Raw genomic sequence first — 15905 nt, 5'->3', positions numbered from 1 at the left:
GTAATGTTTTTATTTTCGCGAGCCACATCCTTATGTCTCGCTTCTAAATGTTTGGCCAAAACATTTACTAACATCTATGATGTTGTATCTATAATATCGGCAAGAAAAATAGAAGTTTAATCTTTTTTGAAAAAAATTATTCTTTTTTGTAGAAATTTGATATTAATAAATTTTAGCAAACAAAAAAGCCCATGGCACTAAACCATAGACTCCTCACCAACCAAACTATTCGTAACCATCTTTCGCCTTCTCTCCACCATAATCCGATTCAAAATCTGATACAACAACTCCCGATCCTCATCAAAGAGATTCGTAAACTGCACCCCATATCCAAATCTATCTCTCTCTGGATACAATTCCTTCCTAACAATTCTCCCTTTTACAATAAACATACTATTCTTCAAAGAAAACCTAACCTTAATCATCATGTCATCCTCAATCGGATATTCAAAATCACAAACAAACTTCACACCGCCGACACTGATGTTCTTTAATACTCCATTAAAGAACTTCGGATTCAGCTCTTCATTTTCCACATCGAGAAATTCAACAAAGCAGTGTACATCATCCAAACTCACCCGGAAATTCTCTCTGAGATTCACCCCTGAAAATGTAGGGTATCTAGGAGTTTCTTTTTTCTCTATTGATGCTGTCGTTTCGCTTTGTGGTTTTTTAGAGAATTTTTTAATTAGAAAATATAAGGACAATAATAGAAGCAAAACAACAATAATAAGAACATAAATCCACTCTCTATACTCCACTACATACACCTCCTCACTATAATAATTCCCGAAAAAATATTAGATCCAATACACACCAAAAAGGAGAAACCAAAGAAATGGTCCTCTCCCTACAGATGCTAGTCCCTGTTTCCTTCGGTAGTTAGGCTGCCATCGCATTAGTGCATTAGGCCCTTGACTTTGCGTCCTTACCTTTCGATAAGTTTGCCTTTATCGGTAAAACCTATGTAATTAGTCCTATTATACTAAATACCTTTCCATAATTCGACATTTTTTCACGAAAAAGTATTAATTTATTACGTATTTCGAATAATTGATTCAAAAGTCCTATACTCAAGCAAAGAAAAAAGCATACCGAAGCACGCTTTCCACATCTATATTAAACCAACAACTTCCGATCCTTCCGACTCGTAAATCGCATAAAGATCATTAACGATAACAACACTAATATCATTAACAATAACGAAAGTGCTGCACCAAGCTGCCAGTTCATTTCTACTAAGAATGCATCACGAATGACGTTTCCAACCATCAATAGTTTTCCACCAGTGAACAAGTCTGTAACTACGAACACACTAATCGCTGGAACAAACGTGATAATAAATCCAGCAAGAATTCCTGGGAAAGTCAATGGCAATGTAACATTCAAGAATGTCTTCACTGGGCCTGCGCCTAAATCCTCCGATGCTTCCAAATAGGTTTTATCCAATTGTTCAATCGAAGAATAGATCGGCAAAATCATAAATGGAAGGAATCCGTATACTAAGCCGAGGATTACTCCACCAGGAGAATACATCAATGCTAATGGTTCCTCAATAAATCCTAGATCCAGTAACACATTGTTAATAACCCCTTGGTTGTTCATTAGGATAATCCACGCATATAAACGAATTAGTAAATTCGTCCAGAACGGCACCATCACAAGTAGTAGTAATAAGTTTTTCCACTTACCAGAATGGGCAATGAAATAGGCAAATGGATAAGCAATGATTAAGCAAACTACTGTTGCGATAAACGCCCACCAGATTGATTGCCAGATTACTTTCGCATAGAGCGAACTGAATGCGGATGTATAAGCTTCGGTGCTGAACTCATAAATGATTGCGCCGAAGTCTCCATTAGTCGTAAAACTAATGACTCCAATAAAGAGTACCGGAATGACTAGAAATAACGTTAACCAAAATAGACTCGGGGATAACAATAAATAGGCTTTTGCAAAATTTCTCCTCATTTAACATCTCCCCTTTTCCGCATATTCAGTCCAACAATTAATACAACCACAAACATGATTGCTATTATAATAGTAGAAAGAACGTTAACCTCTGGTGAAACGCCCAATCGAACCATCGAATAAACGAGTACCGGTAAGGTGTTATCTCCAGGTCCCAAGGTGAAGTAGGAAATAACAAACTCATCAAGTGATATCGTGAAAGCTAACAGTGCCCCCGCAAGAATTCCTGGGAAGATTAAAGGGAATGTCACCTTCCAGAAGGTTTGCCATTCATTGGCTCCCAGATCCTTTGCCGCTTCCTCCAGCGAATTATCAAAGGAAGACAGCCGAGCTAACACAACCAGCATCACATAGGAAATCGTTATTGCCACATGGCCAGGAACTGCAGTATTTAAGCCTAGAGACATATTTAATATGCCGTAGATAGCAAGTAACGCAATCGCCACCACAATATCCGGAATAACTACCGGAATATAAAATAAAAATTCAACCGATTTTTTTCCTATAAAGGTGTACCGATGTAGTGCTAGTGCGGCTAGCGTTCCTAATATAGTCGCAATAATGGTTGTTACAACCGCTAAATACAAACTGTTCATCGTGGCGCTGATTAACTGGCTATTTTGAAGAATGGAACCATACCATTCTAAAGTAAACCCAGTCCAAACCGTACCTAGCTTGGAATCATTAAATGAGAAAATCACCACGAATATAATTGGTATATAAAAGAATAAAAAGACGAGTAGGGAAAACGAAAACAATATCTTCTTCGTTCTAGCTCTCACATTTTCCACCTACCTTTCAAAAGGGGGGACAGTCCCTCTGTGAATGGTTTCACAGAGGGACTGTCCCTGTATACAATTCTATTCAACCTTTGCTTCCTGGAATAAGCGGTTCATGTACTGTGTACGGTCTGAATCAAGTGGTAGGTTCCACTCGGCACGCTTGATTACTTCTTCAGGGAAGTTTAATCCAGGGCTGCCTTTAATTTCTTCTGGTAAGATTTCTACCGCTTTTTCATTTGGATTTCCATAAGGAATGAATTCGGATAACTGCTTACTTACCTCTGGTTCTAGTAAGTAGTTAATGAAAACTTCTGCAGTATATTTGTTCTTAGATGTCTTTGGAATAACCATTGCATCTAACCAAACAATTCCGCCTTCTTCAGGTAAAACGAAATCAATATTATCATTTTCTAACCAAGCTGTTGCAGCTGCACCAGAATAAGCATGTGCAATCCAAGCTTCACCACTTACTAGACGATCAGATGCTGTAGAGTCAAATGCTAAGACATTTGGAATTAACTCTTTTACTTTATCAAATCCAGCTTCTAACTGTTCTTCTGTTGGGTCGTTCATTTCATTTCCTAATAGCTGTTGTACCATATTTGATACTTCTTTTGATTCTTCTAAGAGAAGTACTTTTCCAGCATAGTCAGGGTTCCATAAGTCTTCCCAGCTAGTTGGAGCTTCTTTAATGAATTCTTTGTTATATGCGATTCCGTCATATCCATACATGAATGGAACGGAGAATTTATTATCCGGGTCAAACGGCATGCTTTTCCATGCATTTGCGATATTCTCGTAATTTGGAATGTTATCAAAATCAATTTCTTTCAGCATTTCATTATCAACCATTTGCTTTACATAATAATCGGAAGGGAACACTAGGTCATAAGCAACTGTACCACTTTGTACTTTGGTAAGCATCTCGTGGTTCGAGTTGTATGTAGAATAAACTACCTCTACGCCATACTCTTCTTCAAAATCATCGATAACTCCTTGTGGAATGTATTCACTCCAGTTAAAGACGATAAGTTCATCACTTAATTCCTGTTCTCCACCAGCATTATTCGTATCCTCATTATCTGAGCCGCCACATGCTGCTAGAAATGTAATTAACAAACTAAGTAGTGCAAATACAAAAAAATTTTTCAATCCTTTCCATCTCCTATCGTTTTAAATTATTTATGTTATTTTTTTAGGACAACCGAATTTTTAGGACTCCAGCTGACATAGACATCATTAGTATTGGTTAATTCATCGATTTTATCATGGGATTCATTAACCGTTATGTCTTGCCCATTTGCCATGGTTACTACTATTTTCGTAACAGAGCCTACATAGATTTTTTCTTTAAAGGTACCTTTCAGGTTAATAGAACCTTCAAAAGGTGTTTCGCTTAACTTGATTTTTTCTGGTCGAACCGAGATATATACTTCCTCATTCAGGGTTACATCCGTTGTGTTCGGTATCTCAACCACTTGGTCAGCAAACTTCATCGTAGCCTGTTCCCCATTGATTGCCGTGACTGTACCTTCAAGGATATTTGTTTGACCAATAAAATCTGCCACAAAACGAGTTTGTGGTCGTTCATATATTTCATAAGGCAGACCAATCTGCTCGATTTTTCCTTTATTCATAACTACAATTCGATCAGACATCGTTAATGCTTCTTCCTGATCGTGGGTTACGTAAATGAACGTGATGTTCAATGTTTGTTGTAGGTGCTTAAGCTCAAGCTGCATTTGTTTACGCAACTTTAAATCTAATGCACCAAGTGGTTCATCTAATAAAAGAACCTTTGGGTTATTCACAATTGCCCGGGCAATCGCGATACGCTGTTGTTGCCCACCACTTAATTGCTTCGGTTTACGGTTTCCATATTCTTCAAGCTGTACGAGTTTTAACGCTTTCGTTACGCGTTCTTGTATTTCTTCTTTAGGAACTTTTTTCATCTTTAACCCGAATGCCACATTATCAAATACCGTCATATGTGGAAAAAGGGAATAACTTTGAAACACGGTGTTTACTTCGCGTTTGTAAGGCTCTAGTTCATCTACTTGTTTACCATTTAGAAGTATCTTTCCTGATGTTGGCTTCTCAAAGCCCGCGATCATACGAAGTGTTGTTGTCTTCCCACATCCAGATGGGCCAAGCAATGTTAGAAACTCTCCTGACTTGATATCTAGGTTCAGGTCATCTACTACATATGTATCATCAAACTGCTTCATCACATTCTCCAACTGCACCATTTGAACACCCAACATGCATCCCTCCTTATCTTCCGAGGGGGGACAGTCCCTCACCACTTTAAAGTGCTAAAACTTTAGTGTGGTGGGGGACTGTCCCCCTCACTCTGCCGTATCATTTACTTTTTCCTTCTCGCATATTACTATACAATTTGAAAGAAAAATCGACTCTTTTTCATCCTTTTTTGGAAAAGAATGACTGTCAGTCATAATTTTTGGCATTAAAAATACACCCTTCTCTACCAGGTAAAGGAGTCTCACTGCGACTGTTTTCCTTCCCCGTTGGGTGCGTACTGTTAGTAAAGCTATATATTATTACAAAAGTTCAACTGAATTTATCTATAAAAAAGCGTTCTGTCCTTTCCCCATTAATGTTATGTATCACATTTAGTACATATCACTGACTCGACAATGTTTTTAATAGTCAATTCACGCTAAGAGAAATATAGCACGTTTTTACATGCTAGTTCAATAGTTTTTTTATATAAATTTATATTTTTTTTACGCGTTTAAAACTGACTTTTAGTCAGTTGGATTTCAAGACTTTAACTGTGTCTGTTCATCTCTATATAACCCTACCTTAGGAGGTTATATTTAGTGTATCTTTATGGTATAATAAAAATAGAAAAACCGAGTGGCGGCAACCACCCGGTAGCAATTATAAACCGCATAAAGAGCGGTTGACCAATGAATATTGATGCCTTTATGAAAGAAGTAACCACCTTATTCCACTAGTCAATGGGGGCGGTTACTTTCTTTTTGTCATGACGATTAGAGTAACAATTAATGATATAGTTGCGATCATAGCTACAACTACGTTAACTGTTAGGTCTAGTGCTTCGTAAATCGTCATTGTACCACCTCCCTTCACAGGAAGATGGCCAACCGCCCACCATGCTTATATAATTGCTAGATTTATTATATCATTTATACGGAATAATCAGAACACACATTCTATTATTTTCATCAGAATAACTGCATTTGTTGTGTATCCCCCAGAATGGAAGTATTATCTCCAATTACATATCCTAATGATTTATACGCCTTTTTTCTTATATATATAAATGGAGGTTAACCCCAATGGTTAAGAAGAAGAAAAAGAAATCAAATACCCCAAGACATAAGCGATTAAACCGCCAAAGCAGAATCCAAGCTGCCAAGCATTGGATACCAAAACATGAGGGCAAAAACCTTGTTAGGATATAGTAAACATTTTTCGGTTAACAAGCTTTGTGCGGTATATGAGTTAGAGTTTCTTGGGTATACTTTTAAAGATTCCTATAAGCTAAAGTTAAAAGATTCAGAGAACCATAAGCAGCTAGTTGCCGAGAAGAGAAAAGCGGCTAAGAAGAAGCCATTAGCTAATGATTTATTTCCTAGTAGTGATGAAACATTCGCATTTATAGCTGGATATACTGCTGGAGGGGCTCCCTATGGGATTACATGGGAAGAAGATCAAGATAATATTGAAGAGTCTAAGATAGTAAACTCTCATGATGAAAATTTGCCTTTTTAAAACCATATGAAAGAATGATGATTAGTGAGAAAATCTAAAGAGGAACGAAAACGTGATAGAGTAATTTTAGAAAAGTATCATAAATATCTAACCGAAAAAGAGCTAGAACCGCTTTTTCAACACGTTAACCAATGGAAAAGTGGGGAGTTACCTTACTATGAACTAACTGAATTAATTCATGAGTTTCATAAGAAGAACCAAGAAATATGGTCAACCTTTAATGGTGAATTACCTAGGGAACGTCTCATCTTTTTTGCTAAGAAGGAATTAAAAATGTTTAATGAACATGATTTAAAAAATGAGATGTATCAAAGATGGTTGCACTTTTATGATGAAGATTAGTGATTTTAACCATATACAATTTATTTTCAGGAATGAAGAAATAAATACACACTTACTGTTATAATAACTTCAATTTTATGATATAATTAGTAATAGAAAAACCGAGTAGCGGCAACCACCCGGTAGCAATTATTAACCGCATAAAGAGCGGTTGACCTTAAGAAAAAGCATTGTGTGTTTGTTCATAGATGTAACCGCCAATTCCTTGGTCAAGGGGGGGCGGTTATTTTCTATTTGTAATGACGATTATAGTAACAATCAGGCTAATAACTGTTATCACAGCTACTACTGTCTGTACTGTAAAGCTCAAAGCTTCAAAAACCGTCATACTTACCACCTCCCTTCATAGGAAGATGGCCAACCGCCCACCATGCTTATATAATTGCTCGTTTAATTATAACATTTCCTCAGCATAAAAAGGAACATACATTCCCCTTTTTATCCCTTAATTGCCCCTTCTGTCATTCCCTTCGCAATCCGCTTTTGGAATATCGCATACAACACAATCACCGGAACAATCGCAATCACCAGACTCGCAAACAACGTCCCCCACGCATTTGTATACTGTGCCTCACTACTTATATAATCAATAGCAAGTGCCAATGTATAATTAGTTTCCGTTTGTAAGAAAATCAACGCCATAAAATACTCATTCCAAAACTGTATACAATTCATAATCGTAACGGTTATAATCCCAGACATGGTAAGAGGCGTTACAATTTTAAACAGAATACCATATGGAGAAAGTCCATCCATCGCTGCTGACTCCTCTAACGATTTCGGGATGGTACTTATGAAGCTCGTTAGGACGAAAATGCTAAAAGGAAGCTGGCTCATCGCGTATACAATCGACAGCCCGATAATGCTATCTAATAAATTCAACTCCGCTAACAGGAAAAATAACGGGATCCACCCTAAAACCATTGGAATCATCATGCCTGAAATATAGAGAGTAAACAGTACCTTGCTTCCGCGAAAATTAATCCGCTCTATCGCGTAGGCGGTAGGAACTGCTAGTACCAAAGTTAGCACCGCACCTATTACCGTAACAATCAGGCTATTAAACACACTAGTATCAATATTATAATTCGTCCAAGCCTGCGTAAAATTTGCAAAGTTAAACGTCTCTGGCCACCCCCACGGGTTGCGATATATTTCTGCGTTCGACTTAAATGACCCTAAAAACATCCAAAAAATCGGATACAACACCGCAATGGTCCATAGTATTAACGGTATGCGAATGCCCGTCCTTCCTAAAAATTGTCCAACACTCTGCTTCATACTCATCCCTCCTTACTCATTAATACTCGACTTTCTCCCTACGCATAAGGAACTGTAAAACTAACACCGTAATCAATGACAAAATTAATATCATAACGCCAATGGTCGCACCATAGCCAAAATTGTATTGTCTGAACGCCTGCTGGTATAAATAAGAGCCCATCACATGCGTGGAGTTATTTGGTCCCCCACCTGTCATAACTTGAACAAGAATAAAAGACCCATTTAAGGTAGTAATAACAATATATAGGATAGATACTTTTATCTGAGGCCAGACCAGTGGTAAAGTAATTCTCCAAAACTGTTGCCATTCCGAAGCCCCATCAATTTTGGCCGCTTCATAATAACTTTCCGAAATATTCGCAATCCCACCCATCAACATCAACATAAAGAGACCAATCCCAGCCCAAACAGCCGGTAAAACTAAACTAGGTAACGCCCATTTCTCATCCCCAATCCAAGGCTTTGCCCACTCCTCTAGCCCTAAAAACTCTAGTCCCGAATTCACAAGTCCTAAGCTCGGATTATAGATAAACGTCCATAGAATTCCGATAACGACTACAGACATGATATTTGGAAAGAAAAACACAATTCGATAGAACGGTGCTTCTTTTATTTTCAATTGTGTAAGTGCTACGGCGAAAAACATTGCCAGTACCATAATCCCGATAACCTTCGTTGCCACTAGAAAATAATCATGGACAATCGTATCAGGGATAATAGCATCATTAAACAACTTAATATAATTCTCAAACCCTATAAATTCCTTATTACTAGAAGATCCTGACCAATCAAAAAAAGAATAATATAAACCACTAAATAATGGATACAACGTAAAAATAGCAAACATAATAAAGGTCGGAACTAGGCAGAAAGCCAAAAACCAGTATTTTTGTTTTTTAGACTGTACCATACCCTCACTCATTTCTTTTTGGGGACTGTCCCTCACCATGCTAAAGCGCTAGCGCTTTAGTGTGGTGAGGGACAGTCCCCCTAAGCTTCTTATTTTAATCCTGCGCGATAGTCGGCTGCTGCTTTTTCTGCTTTTTGTACGAACTCTTCTGCGGTCATGTTACCAAGCATAAGCGAGATTAACGCATTGCCAATCGGTGTTTCTAAGTCCGCACTCATCGGATGTGGTTTTTCATAAATCTGAACCACATCAGGGTCGTTAATCATTGCATTTGCTTCCATCAAGTACGCTGGAACATTCTCGTTCTGTGTTAAGTCCACACCATTTAAGTTCATAATTGCCCCAGTATGTTCAGAGAAAGAGCTTGCATATTCTCTTGTGAACACAAACTCAACAAATGCTTTCGCAGCAGCAGGATTCTCTGCTTCCTGCGCAATAGCTAACGGACGTAAATCTGGAACAATCGCATACTTTTCATCCGCTGCATTCATTGGAGATGGTATAAATCCAAAATCGAATCCATCTGGAATGTCATTTTTCATTTCATTCGGTAACCAGAATCCAACTGGCACAAACGCGTTTTCGTGCAATAAGAAATTCATTTGTGACTGTGTATGGTTGAGTGCACCGAGTCCTGAGTCAAACATGCCTTCATCAACAATTTTTTCGACACGTTTCATAATCTCTAATACTTCAGCACTTGACCATGCGCCCTCTTTTCCAGTAATTACGTCAGCCAACAATTCCTCCCCACCGGCCGCAGCAAATGCGGGATAAAGCATGCCTCGAAGGAAGTAATAAGGATGCTGACCACTAGTCACAAGAGGTTCAATCCCCTCTCCTGCTTTTATTTCACTCATTGACGCCATAAACTCATCGAAATTCGTTGGAACGTTATATCCTTTTTCCTCGAATAAGGCTTTGTCATACCAAGTTCCCCATGTGTCAAATACTAGTGGTAACGAATAAACCTTCCCATCATAATCAGCTGGTTTCACAATAAAGCTTTCCGATAACTTATCGCCGCCTTCTAACTCAATACCAGCAACCCACTCGGTCAAATCCATCAGTTGGCCATCCTCAACCATCTGCGTTTCACTAGACCCAGCACCATCAATGTACACAACATCAGGTGGATCATTGGATACCCATCTTGAACGCATTTCTTCATTGATATTTGGACCAGCGTGCTCAATGATATTCACATCTGGATAGGCCGCTTTAAAATCTGCGATAACTTCCTTCCACCAAGAATCCCCATAGCCACCTACAAAATATTGAATCTCTAGATCGCCAGCAATCTCACCGTTCTCACCTACATTGGAACCCACTTGATCGTCATCATCTGAACAAGCCGCCACAAATACTAATACAAATGCCAACATAAGTAAGAACCAAAAACCTCTTTGTATTTTCAACTGAATTGCCCCCCCTTTTTTACAAATCAAGGTAGAAAAGTAATAGCCAATCTACCCTTGTTTCTACTTAAAAATATATGTACAGCTTTTTAATAAATGCTAGCTTTCTACTTTTTAGAAGGACAATTAGTTCTATACCACTATTCCAATAATATATTTGTAGTAAGTAAGGGGGGAATGTCTATGTCAGGGAAGTATATTGAGGTTGACCCAGGGGTTGAACTATTTGTTCAGGACATTGGTGAAGGGAATCCAATTGTATTTATACCGGGATTCACTTTTACAGCAGAGGTTTTCGAAAAGCAAGTAGAATACTTTTCAAAATCAAATCGTGTAATTGTATTGGATCCAAGAAGCCATGGTAAATCTACCATTACCGTACATGGCAATGATTACGCCACACACGGCACAGATTTGGCGAAAGTTCTTGAGCAACTAGAGGTAACCAATCCAACGCTTGTCGGTTGGTCTTTTGGTTGTTTAACAGCTTGGGAATATGTAAAGCAAAACGGCACGAATAATATGAAATCTTTAGTACTGGTCGACATGCCACCAAAATCGTTATCTACGCATCCTGAGGACTGGGTGGAAGGTGCACTGGATGACATTGCTGCTATCTACAATAATTCTTTAACCTCGCCAAAAGGACAGCGAGAATTCATTACGGCATATATTACTGGAGTCATGATTCAACGTGATTTAAGCAAAAAAGAATTAACATGGCTAGTCGAACAATCCATGAAAACTCCCTATTACATAGCTGGGAATCTTTTCGCATCTGGAATGTTTGCTGATTACCGCAAAGAAGCTAAACAAGCAAGCGAGTTACTACCAACATTAACCATCGTTGCGGAGCATTGGGCAGAAACAGCAACAGAGTTTACTAAGTTCCTATCTCCAGCCTCTCAAGTAGAAGTACTAGGCGGCCATATGATGTTCTGGGAGCATGCTGATAAATTTAATAGAATACTAGCGGAATTTATTCAAGAATAAGAAATGCCATTCCTGTTGGTACTGCAACGGGAATGGCATTTCTATTAATTTTTGTTTCTATAAACAACTAGGAGAACAATGATCAATATCGGCACAACTACCGTAATTAATCCTAATAACATCCCCAGAATACTAATACTAGCCATCAGACGACTCTCCTTCTAATTTGCTCATCTTATGCATTTTATCCTTATCCAAAATATCTACTATCTTTGAAAACACGAGATGTGTACCGATGAAAGATAATAGATAGATTATGGAAAATAATTCTAATGGTCCGATCATTATTAAAAAGAGAGCTACAACAATAGGTACTAAAAACATGACACTTAAGTAAATTTTTAAGCGTTCACTCATCAAATCCCTCCTATTACTTAACCTCAACTACAATCGCGTATGAACCATCACCTTTTGGCCATTCCGCAAAAACTTCATAAATATATTTCCCCGCTTCAATAGGGGCTTCAAATTTATTATCCTCGTGAGAAACGTCTTGCTCCCGTCTATTAAGTGCCCAAATATAAACAGATACAGTAGGATCTCCAGAGGTTTCTAATTCTATGACACTACTTTTCTCCACTTGTATTGGCTCGATATCTCTCGCCATCTCATAAGGAGACTTGGCATCCACGCTAACTCCTTGTGAAGTGAAAAGTGTTTTTTTCGACCAACTATAACTTCCGAGCTCCATCTGATGACTTTTTTCAGCTACCTTCAAAGAAACAGGAGGAGGACTACCCACTGAACCAGAGTTCGTACTACAACCTGCTAAAACAACTAATATCCCTATCAAGAGTAATTTTTTCATAAAAAGCCTCCTAGACTTTCCTAATAATTCCATCCTACCATAAATCAAACATAAATATAGCCAATATTTAGATTTTTTCCAGCAAATAAAAAGACTGCCTATTAGACAGTCCTCCGAAGGTTATGAACCTAAATAACCTTCTAACATCTTCTTATGTACATCTACTAGACTAATCAACCTAAATTCGTTCTTATCAATTTCCGCTAGTAACCTATTAACCTCTCTCCATGCCAAATTATGAAGTTCTTGATTAATTATACCACTAACCAACGCCTCTTCCAGCTCATCCTCATCCAAAACAATTACCTCACCAGTAGGAAGTATAACAATATCTAAAAACAAATCATCAAACCAAGGAACTCCATCTTCTTTCCCTATATCTAGGCAAATATCAATATACCACTGAACCACTTTTCCATTCTCGTCAAAAACTGTTGTCACGACATGATTATTGCCATGAGGAAATTGTTGCAGCCAACTATAGCCGTCATCCACAATACAAACTTCCTTATCGCCATAGGTAACTACCAACGGCTCACTCACCTTTTCCATCTCTATTAACGTAGCATATCCATGAAAATCTCTGTCTGCTATCACACGCTGTGCATATCTCCGTTCAGTAATTCGTGACCAATTCGAACGGTCACCATATCTGCGTTTCAACACTTAACTTCTTCCTCTCGACTAAAAATAGGATCGAATGATATTATGTAGTCTCGGGCGTAAACGTAAGATAGGTGGCTTTCTACCAAAATGCACGCGATTAGTTAATAGAATTACGTGTAAATCAACCTCTGGGTCAAACCAAATACTTGTCCCTGTAAATCCAGTATGACCATAGGAAGTATCCGAGAAGAAGTCACCGCATGAAGAGTAGGTAGGACCCTTTAAAATCCATCCAAGACCACGATATTCTTCGTCAAATGATGTGTAGTTTTTTCTTGATAGATTTAGTGCAGCTTCTGATATAATCTGCTTTCCTTTAAACGCACCATTATTTTCAATCATCTTGGCAAAATTAGTTAGGTCACGAACCGGAGCAAAAAGTCCCGCATGCCCACTAATGCCACCCATAAACTCCGTATTATCATCATGCACAATACCAGATTTATAGGCTTTAAGATTTTCATTGTACTCCGTAACAGCATACCTCTCCGCAGGGAAAGCTGGTTTGAATACCGTTTCCTTCATTTCAAGTGGTGTAAAAACCTCACGTCCTACAAAACGCGTAAATTCCTCACCAGTTACTTTCTCAATTACTTTATACAATGTAATTAATCCTAGGTCACTATAAACTACCTTCTCACCAGTAGGATAAACTAACGGCTGATTGTAAATACGCTCAAGAACTTGTTCGGTATTCAATTTCTCCTTAAAATACTCCACATGTGCTGGCAGGCCTGAAGTGTGCGTCAATAAGTGTCTTAGCGTTATATGCTCTTTACCCTCGTTCGCAAATTCAGGTAAGAAAAAAGAAACCCGATCATCCAACCGAATCTCGCCATCATCCATTAGTTTCAGCATGACTGGTAATGTCGCGACAACCTTAGTCAAAGAAGCCAAGTCAAAGACCGTATCTATCTGCATGGGTGCTTTTTCTGAGAAAACAACACGATTCCCAAGCGCTTCCTCCAAAATAACCTTCCCCTTATGCGAAACATGAATAACTGCACCTGGAATATGTTCCAATTCAATTTCCTTCTTCAAGAACGCCAATACTTTTTCCCGCATTTATACAATCTCCTTCTTATAGGCTTCATAGCTTTTCCAAACATCAAAGCCTAGTTTTTGATAGAAATCTACTAATCCGGTCCAATCAATTACCATATGCCTAATGCCTCTCTCACGAAGAAAAGCAACCGCAGCTTCTACGATAGCAAGCCCATAACCATTTTTGCGCTTTTTCGCATCGACTCCAAGTGGACCTATTCCACCAACCTCACCATCAAAGAGCGGAGCCCAGTTAATATTTCCCATAATAATTGGCGATTTGGCATCGTTTATACGGCAAAACCCAATGATTTCTCCATGTTCTTTCTCCACAACAAATTCTCGACCGGTTCCACCTCTTTTGAAATAATGAATAGCTTCATGTACCCATCTTCCAGGAAAGCAGCGGTTTAGAAATTCGAGAAAGGCAACTTTTTCCGATTCCTGTAGCAAGCTAAATTCGACATTTGGAATACTTGGCCATTTCACCCCATCAGATTCTGCAAAGTTCTTACTCAAATCTACCTCGGTACCTTGATGGAGATAGCCACGCTTTTCAAACCAGTCTATTGTATGTTTATCTTCACTTGGTATCCCTGGAAGATAATGATATGTATCCCGTCCTAACACAAGTTCCTTTAATCCTTTTTGCTTTAAGATTGCTTCGGCATGATTTAAAAGTTGCGAGCCAATTCCACGGTTTCGATAAGCAGAATCTACTAAAATCGCTTGAATCCAACCAATATCATCGCGCATTTTCACTGTATTTTTTTCTTTTAAATATTTCACGATGACAAATCCAATGACACGGTCATGATCATCCACAACCATGCGGGAACCACCGTAGGAAATGTTTTCATCCATGAAACTATTCTGGATAAATAATATATTTCGCATTGGAAATATTTCTTGCAATTCTTTATTCCATAATCCGACTATTTCTTCTAATCGTTCAGGCTGCCAATGTATAAATTTCATGAGGGTTCTCCTCCTCCTAAACAAAATAAGCCAACCCACCCTGAGTCAGCTTGTTTTCTTATTTCTTCTTCCCGTTCTTCGTAATAAAATCAATTGCATCCCTTGTCACATCGATATATTCAACGGTTTCATCGTATTTCAAGGTTGCAACACGCATGAACAGAATATCGATTACTTGTAGTTGGCCAATTCGCGAGCTTGTTGCACCACTTCGAAATGTAGGCTCTCGTGTTGCCGATGTGTATAGCCGGATATCTGCTTGGTCGGTCACCTTTGAACTTCCATATCTCGTAATACTAATCGTTTTCATGTTCTTTTGCTTCGCCAATTCTAGGACACTTGCCACTTCCTGCGTTTCTCCTGAAAACGATATTCCTACTACGACATCGTCTTCATCGCCATTAGCTACCAAGGTTGCCGCCATATGGATATCGGAAAAAGCATATACGGTTTTATTAATTCGGAGAAACTTTTGCTGTGCATCCTTTGCGATGATTCCAGATGCCCCTACGCCGATAAAATGGATTTTTTTTGCATTTAACAGTAATTGCACTGCTTTCTCCAACTCATCGATTCGGAGTAATTCTGCTGTTTCTTTAATCGTTTGAATACTATTCGTCGTCATTTTATCAATGATAGACTGTAAGCCCTCATTCGGTTTAATGTCACGGAAGCCTTCCTCGGTTGTTTTCTGAAGGTCCCCCGCAATGCGAAACTTCAAGTCTTGGAACCCTTTTAAGTGTAACGATTTGCACAGTCTAATTACCGCAGCCCCGCTCGTATCACTTCTTTTTCCTAATTCTTGCGCCGTTAATTTGATCGCCTCTTCAGGGTGACTGATTATATAGGTTGCTATCTTCTTTTCGGAGGGAGGTAACATGGGTAACATCTCGGTTAGCATCGTTAAACCCCCAGTCATATAAGACATGCGATCAACTCTCTTTCTT

The 15905-nt window shown here is 38.6% G+C and carries 17 protein-coding genes and 1 riboswitch; of the genes, 3 read left to right on the top strand and 14 right to left on the bottom strand.

Annotated features, from left to right (window positions below):
• Nucleotides 1-197 precede the first annotated feature (197 nt).
• The 5 genes from TE34_RS08930 to TE34_RS08910 all read right to left on the bottom strand — a co-directional run bounded on the left by TE34_RS08930 (nt 198) and on the right by TE34_RS08910 (nt 5017).
• A complete protein-coding gene (locus TE34_RS08930; protein ID WP_047984470.1) occupies nt 198-761 on the bottom strand; it encodes a PilZ domain-containing protein in 564 nt (187 codons plus the stop codon).
• A gap of 113 nt (nt 762-874) precedes the next feature.
• Nucleotides 875-959, bottom strand: a riboswitch (cyclic di-GMP riboswitch).
• A gap of 160 nt (nt 960-1119) precedes the next feature.
• Nucleotides 1120-1971 (bottom strand): ABC transporter permease, encoded by an 852-nt coding sequence (locus tag TE34_RS08925; RefSeq protein WP_047984469.1) that lies wholly within the window; start codon nt 1969-1971, stop codon nt 1120-1122.
• Nucleotides 1968-2753 (bottom strand): ABC transporter permease, encoded by a 786-nt coding sequence (locus TE34_RS08920; RefSeq protein WP_053075029.1) that lies wholly within the window; start codon nt 2751-2753, stop codon nt 1968-1970. Before TE34_RS08920 ends, TE34_RS08925 begins: the two co-directional genes overlap by 4 nt.
• A gap of 78 nt (nt 2754-2831) precedes the next feature.
• Complete coding sequence (locus TE34_RS08915; protein WP_053075027.1) at nt 2832-3905, bottom strand: ABC transporter substrate-binding protein; 1074 nt, start codon at nt 3903-3905, stop codon at nt 2832-2834.
• A 35-nt stretch (nt 3906-3940) separates the two neighbouring features.
• Complete coding sequence (locus TE34_RS08910; protein WP_047984467.1) at nt 3941-5017, bottom strand: ABC transporter ATP-binding protein; 1077 nt, start codon at nt 5015-5017, stop codon at nt 3941-3943.
• 1159 nt (nt 5018-6176) lie between these two features.
• On the opposite strand from TE34_RS08910, the gene TE34_RS08905 reads away from it, so the two are divergent.
• Both TE34_RS08905 and TE34_RS08900 read left to right on the top strand, forming a co-directional pair.
• Entirely contained in the window at nt 6177-6515 is a 339-nt protein-coding gene (locus TE34_RS08905) for a hypothetical protein (protein WP_157037613.1), read from the top strand.
• 24 nt (nt 6516-6539) lie between these two features.
• Nucleotides 6540-6857: a hypothetical protein gene (locus TE34_RS08900; protein ID WP_047984466.1), complete on the top strand. Its 318-nt coding sequence runs from the start codon at nt 6540-6542 to the stop codon at nt 6855-6857.
• Nucleotides 6858-7295: 438 nt separating this feature from the next.
• Here TE34_RS08900 and TE34_RS08895 read toward each other — a convergent pair whose 3' ends face one another.
• The 3 genes from TE34_RS08895 to TE34_RS08885 form a co-directional block, all read right to left on the bottom strand.
• On the bottom strand, nt 7296-8138 hold the full coding sequence (locus tag TE34_RS08895) for a carbohydrate ABC transporter permease (RefSeq protein ID WP_047984465.1): 843 nt from the start codon (nt 8136-8138) through the stop codon (nt 7296-7298).
• A gap of 19 nt (nt 8139-8157) precedes the next feature.
• The gene (locus TE34_RS08890; RefSeq protein ID WP_047984464.1) at nt 8158-9051 is read right to left on the bottom strand and encodes a carbohydrate ABC transporter permease; all 894 of its coding nucleotides are present in this window, start codon (nt 9049-9051) and stop codon (nt 8158-8160) included.
• An 89-nt stretch (nt 9052-9140) separates the two neighbouring features.
• Nucleotides 9141-10436, bottom strand: a complete 1296-nt coding sequence (locus TE34_RS08885; RefSeq protein WP_047984536.1) for an ABC transporter substrate-binding protein — start codon at nt 10434-10436, stop codon at nt 9141-9143.
• A gap of 216 nt (nt 10437-10652) precedes the next feature.
• Between TE34_RS08885 and TE34_RS08880 the strand changes: the two genes are divergently transcribed.
• Entirely contained in the window at nt 10653-11462 is an 810-nt protein-coding gene (locus tag TE34_RS08880; protein ID WP_330218309.1) for an alpha/beta fold hydrolase, read from the top strand.
• 138 nt (nt 11463-11600) lie between these two features.
• On the opposite strand, the gene TE34_RS08875 is transcribed toward TE34_RS08880, so the two are convergent.
• From TE34_RS08875 to TE34_RS08850, 6 genes are all read right to left on the bottom strand, one after another.
• Entirely contained in the window at nt 11601-11819 is a 219-nt protein-coding gene (locus TE34_RS08875) for a hypothetical protein (protein WP_047984462.1), read from the bottom strand.
• Nucleotides 11820-11832: 13 nt separating this feature from the next.
• Nucleotides 11833-12270: a hypothetical protein gene (locus tag TE34_RS08870; protein WP_047984461.1), complete on the bottom strand. Its 438-nt coding sequence runs from the start codon at nt 12268-12270 to the stop codon at nt 11833-11835.
• 120 nt (nt 12271-12390) lie between these two features.
• Nucleotides 12391-12936: a DUF402 domain-containing protein gene (locus TE34_RS08865; RefSeq protein WP_047984460.1), complete on the bottom strand. Its 546-nt coding sequence runs from the start codon at nt 12934-12936 to the stop codon at nt 12391-12393.
• 18 nt (nt 12937-12954) lie between these two features.
• Nucleotides 12955-14001, bottom strand: coding sequence for a serine hydrolase domain-containing protein (locus tag TE34_RS08860; protein WP_047984459.1), 1047 nt, complete (start codon nt 13999-14001; stop codon nt 12955-12957).
• Entirely contained in the window at nt 14002-14958 is a 957-nt protein-coding gene (locus tag TE34_RS08855) for a GNAT family N-acetyltransferase (protein ID WP_047984458.1), read from the bottom strand. It abuts the gene before it with no gap.
• Nucleotides 14959-15016: 58 nt separating this feature from the next.
• The gene (locus TE34_RS08850; RefSeq protein WP_047984457.1) at nt 15017-15886 is read right to left on the bottom strand and encodes a MurR/RpiR family transcriptional regulator; all 870 of its coding nucleotides are present in this window, start codon (nt 15884-15886) and stop codon (nt 15017-15019) included.
• Between the last annotated feature and the right edge of the window lie 19 nt (nt 15887-15905).

It is taken from the genome of Ornithinibacillus californiensis (assembly GCF_001038485.1).
In the GTDB taxonomy this organism is placed as follows: Bacteria; Bacillota; Bacilli; order Bacillales; family Amphibacillaceae; genus Ornithinibacillus; species Ornithinibacillus californiensis.
The sequence above is the reverse complement of the archived record's forward strand: the minus strand, read 5'-3'. Positions and strand labels throughout refer to the sequence as shown.

Coding starts and splice junctions, on each gene's coding strand:
- TE34_RS08925 (WP_047984469.1), bottom strand. CDS start 1,971: ATGAGGAGAAATTTTGCAAAAGCCTATTTATTGTTATCCCCGAGTCTA.
- TE34_RS08910 (WP_047984467.1), bottom strand. CDS start 5,017: ATGTTGGGTGTTCAAATGGTGCAGTTGGAGAATGTGATGAAGCAGTTT.
- TE34_RS08905 (WP_157037613.1), top strand. CDS start 6,177: ATGAGGGCAAAAACCTTGTTAGGATATAGTAAACATTTTTCGGTTAAC.
- TE34_RS08895 (WP_047984465.1), bottom strand. CDS start 8,138: ATGAAGCAGAGTGTTGGACAATTTTTAGGAAGGACGGGCATTCGCATA.
- TE34_RS08890 (WP_047984464.1), bottom strand. CDS start 9,051: ATGGTACAGTCTAAAAAACAAAAATACTGGTTTTTGGCTTTCTGCCTA.
- TE34_RS08885 (WP_047984536.1), bottom strand. CDS start 10,436: ATGTTGGCATTTGTATTAGTATTTGTGGCGGCTTGTTCAGATGATGAC.
- TE34_RS08880 (WP_330218309.1), top strand. CDS start 10,653: ATGTCAGGGAAGTATATTGAGGTTGACCCAGGGGTTGAACTATTTGTT.
- TE34_RS08875 (WP_047984462.1), bottom strand. CDS start 11,819: ATGAGTGAACGCTTAAAAATTTACTTAAGTGTCATGTTTTTAGTACCT.
- TE34_RS08870 (WP_047984461.1), bottom strand. CDS start 12,270: ATGAAAAAATTACTCTTGATAGGGATATTAGTTGTTTTAGCAGGTTGT.
- TE34_RS08860 (WP_047984459.1), bottom strand. CDS start 14,001: ATGCGGGAAAAAGTATTGGCGTTCTTGAAGAAGGAAATTGAATTGGAA.
- TE34_RS08855 (WP_047984458.1), bottom strand. CDS start 14,958: ATGAAATTTATACATTGGCAGCCTGAACGATTAGAAGAAATAGTCGGA.
- TE34_RS08850 (WP_047984457.1), bottom strand. CDS start 15,886: ATGTCTTATATGACTGGGGGTTTAACGATGCTAACCGAGATGTTACCC.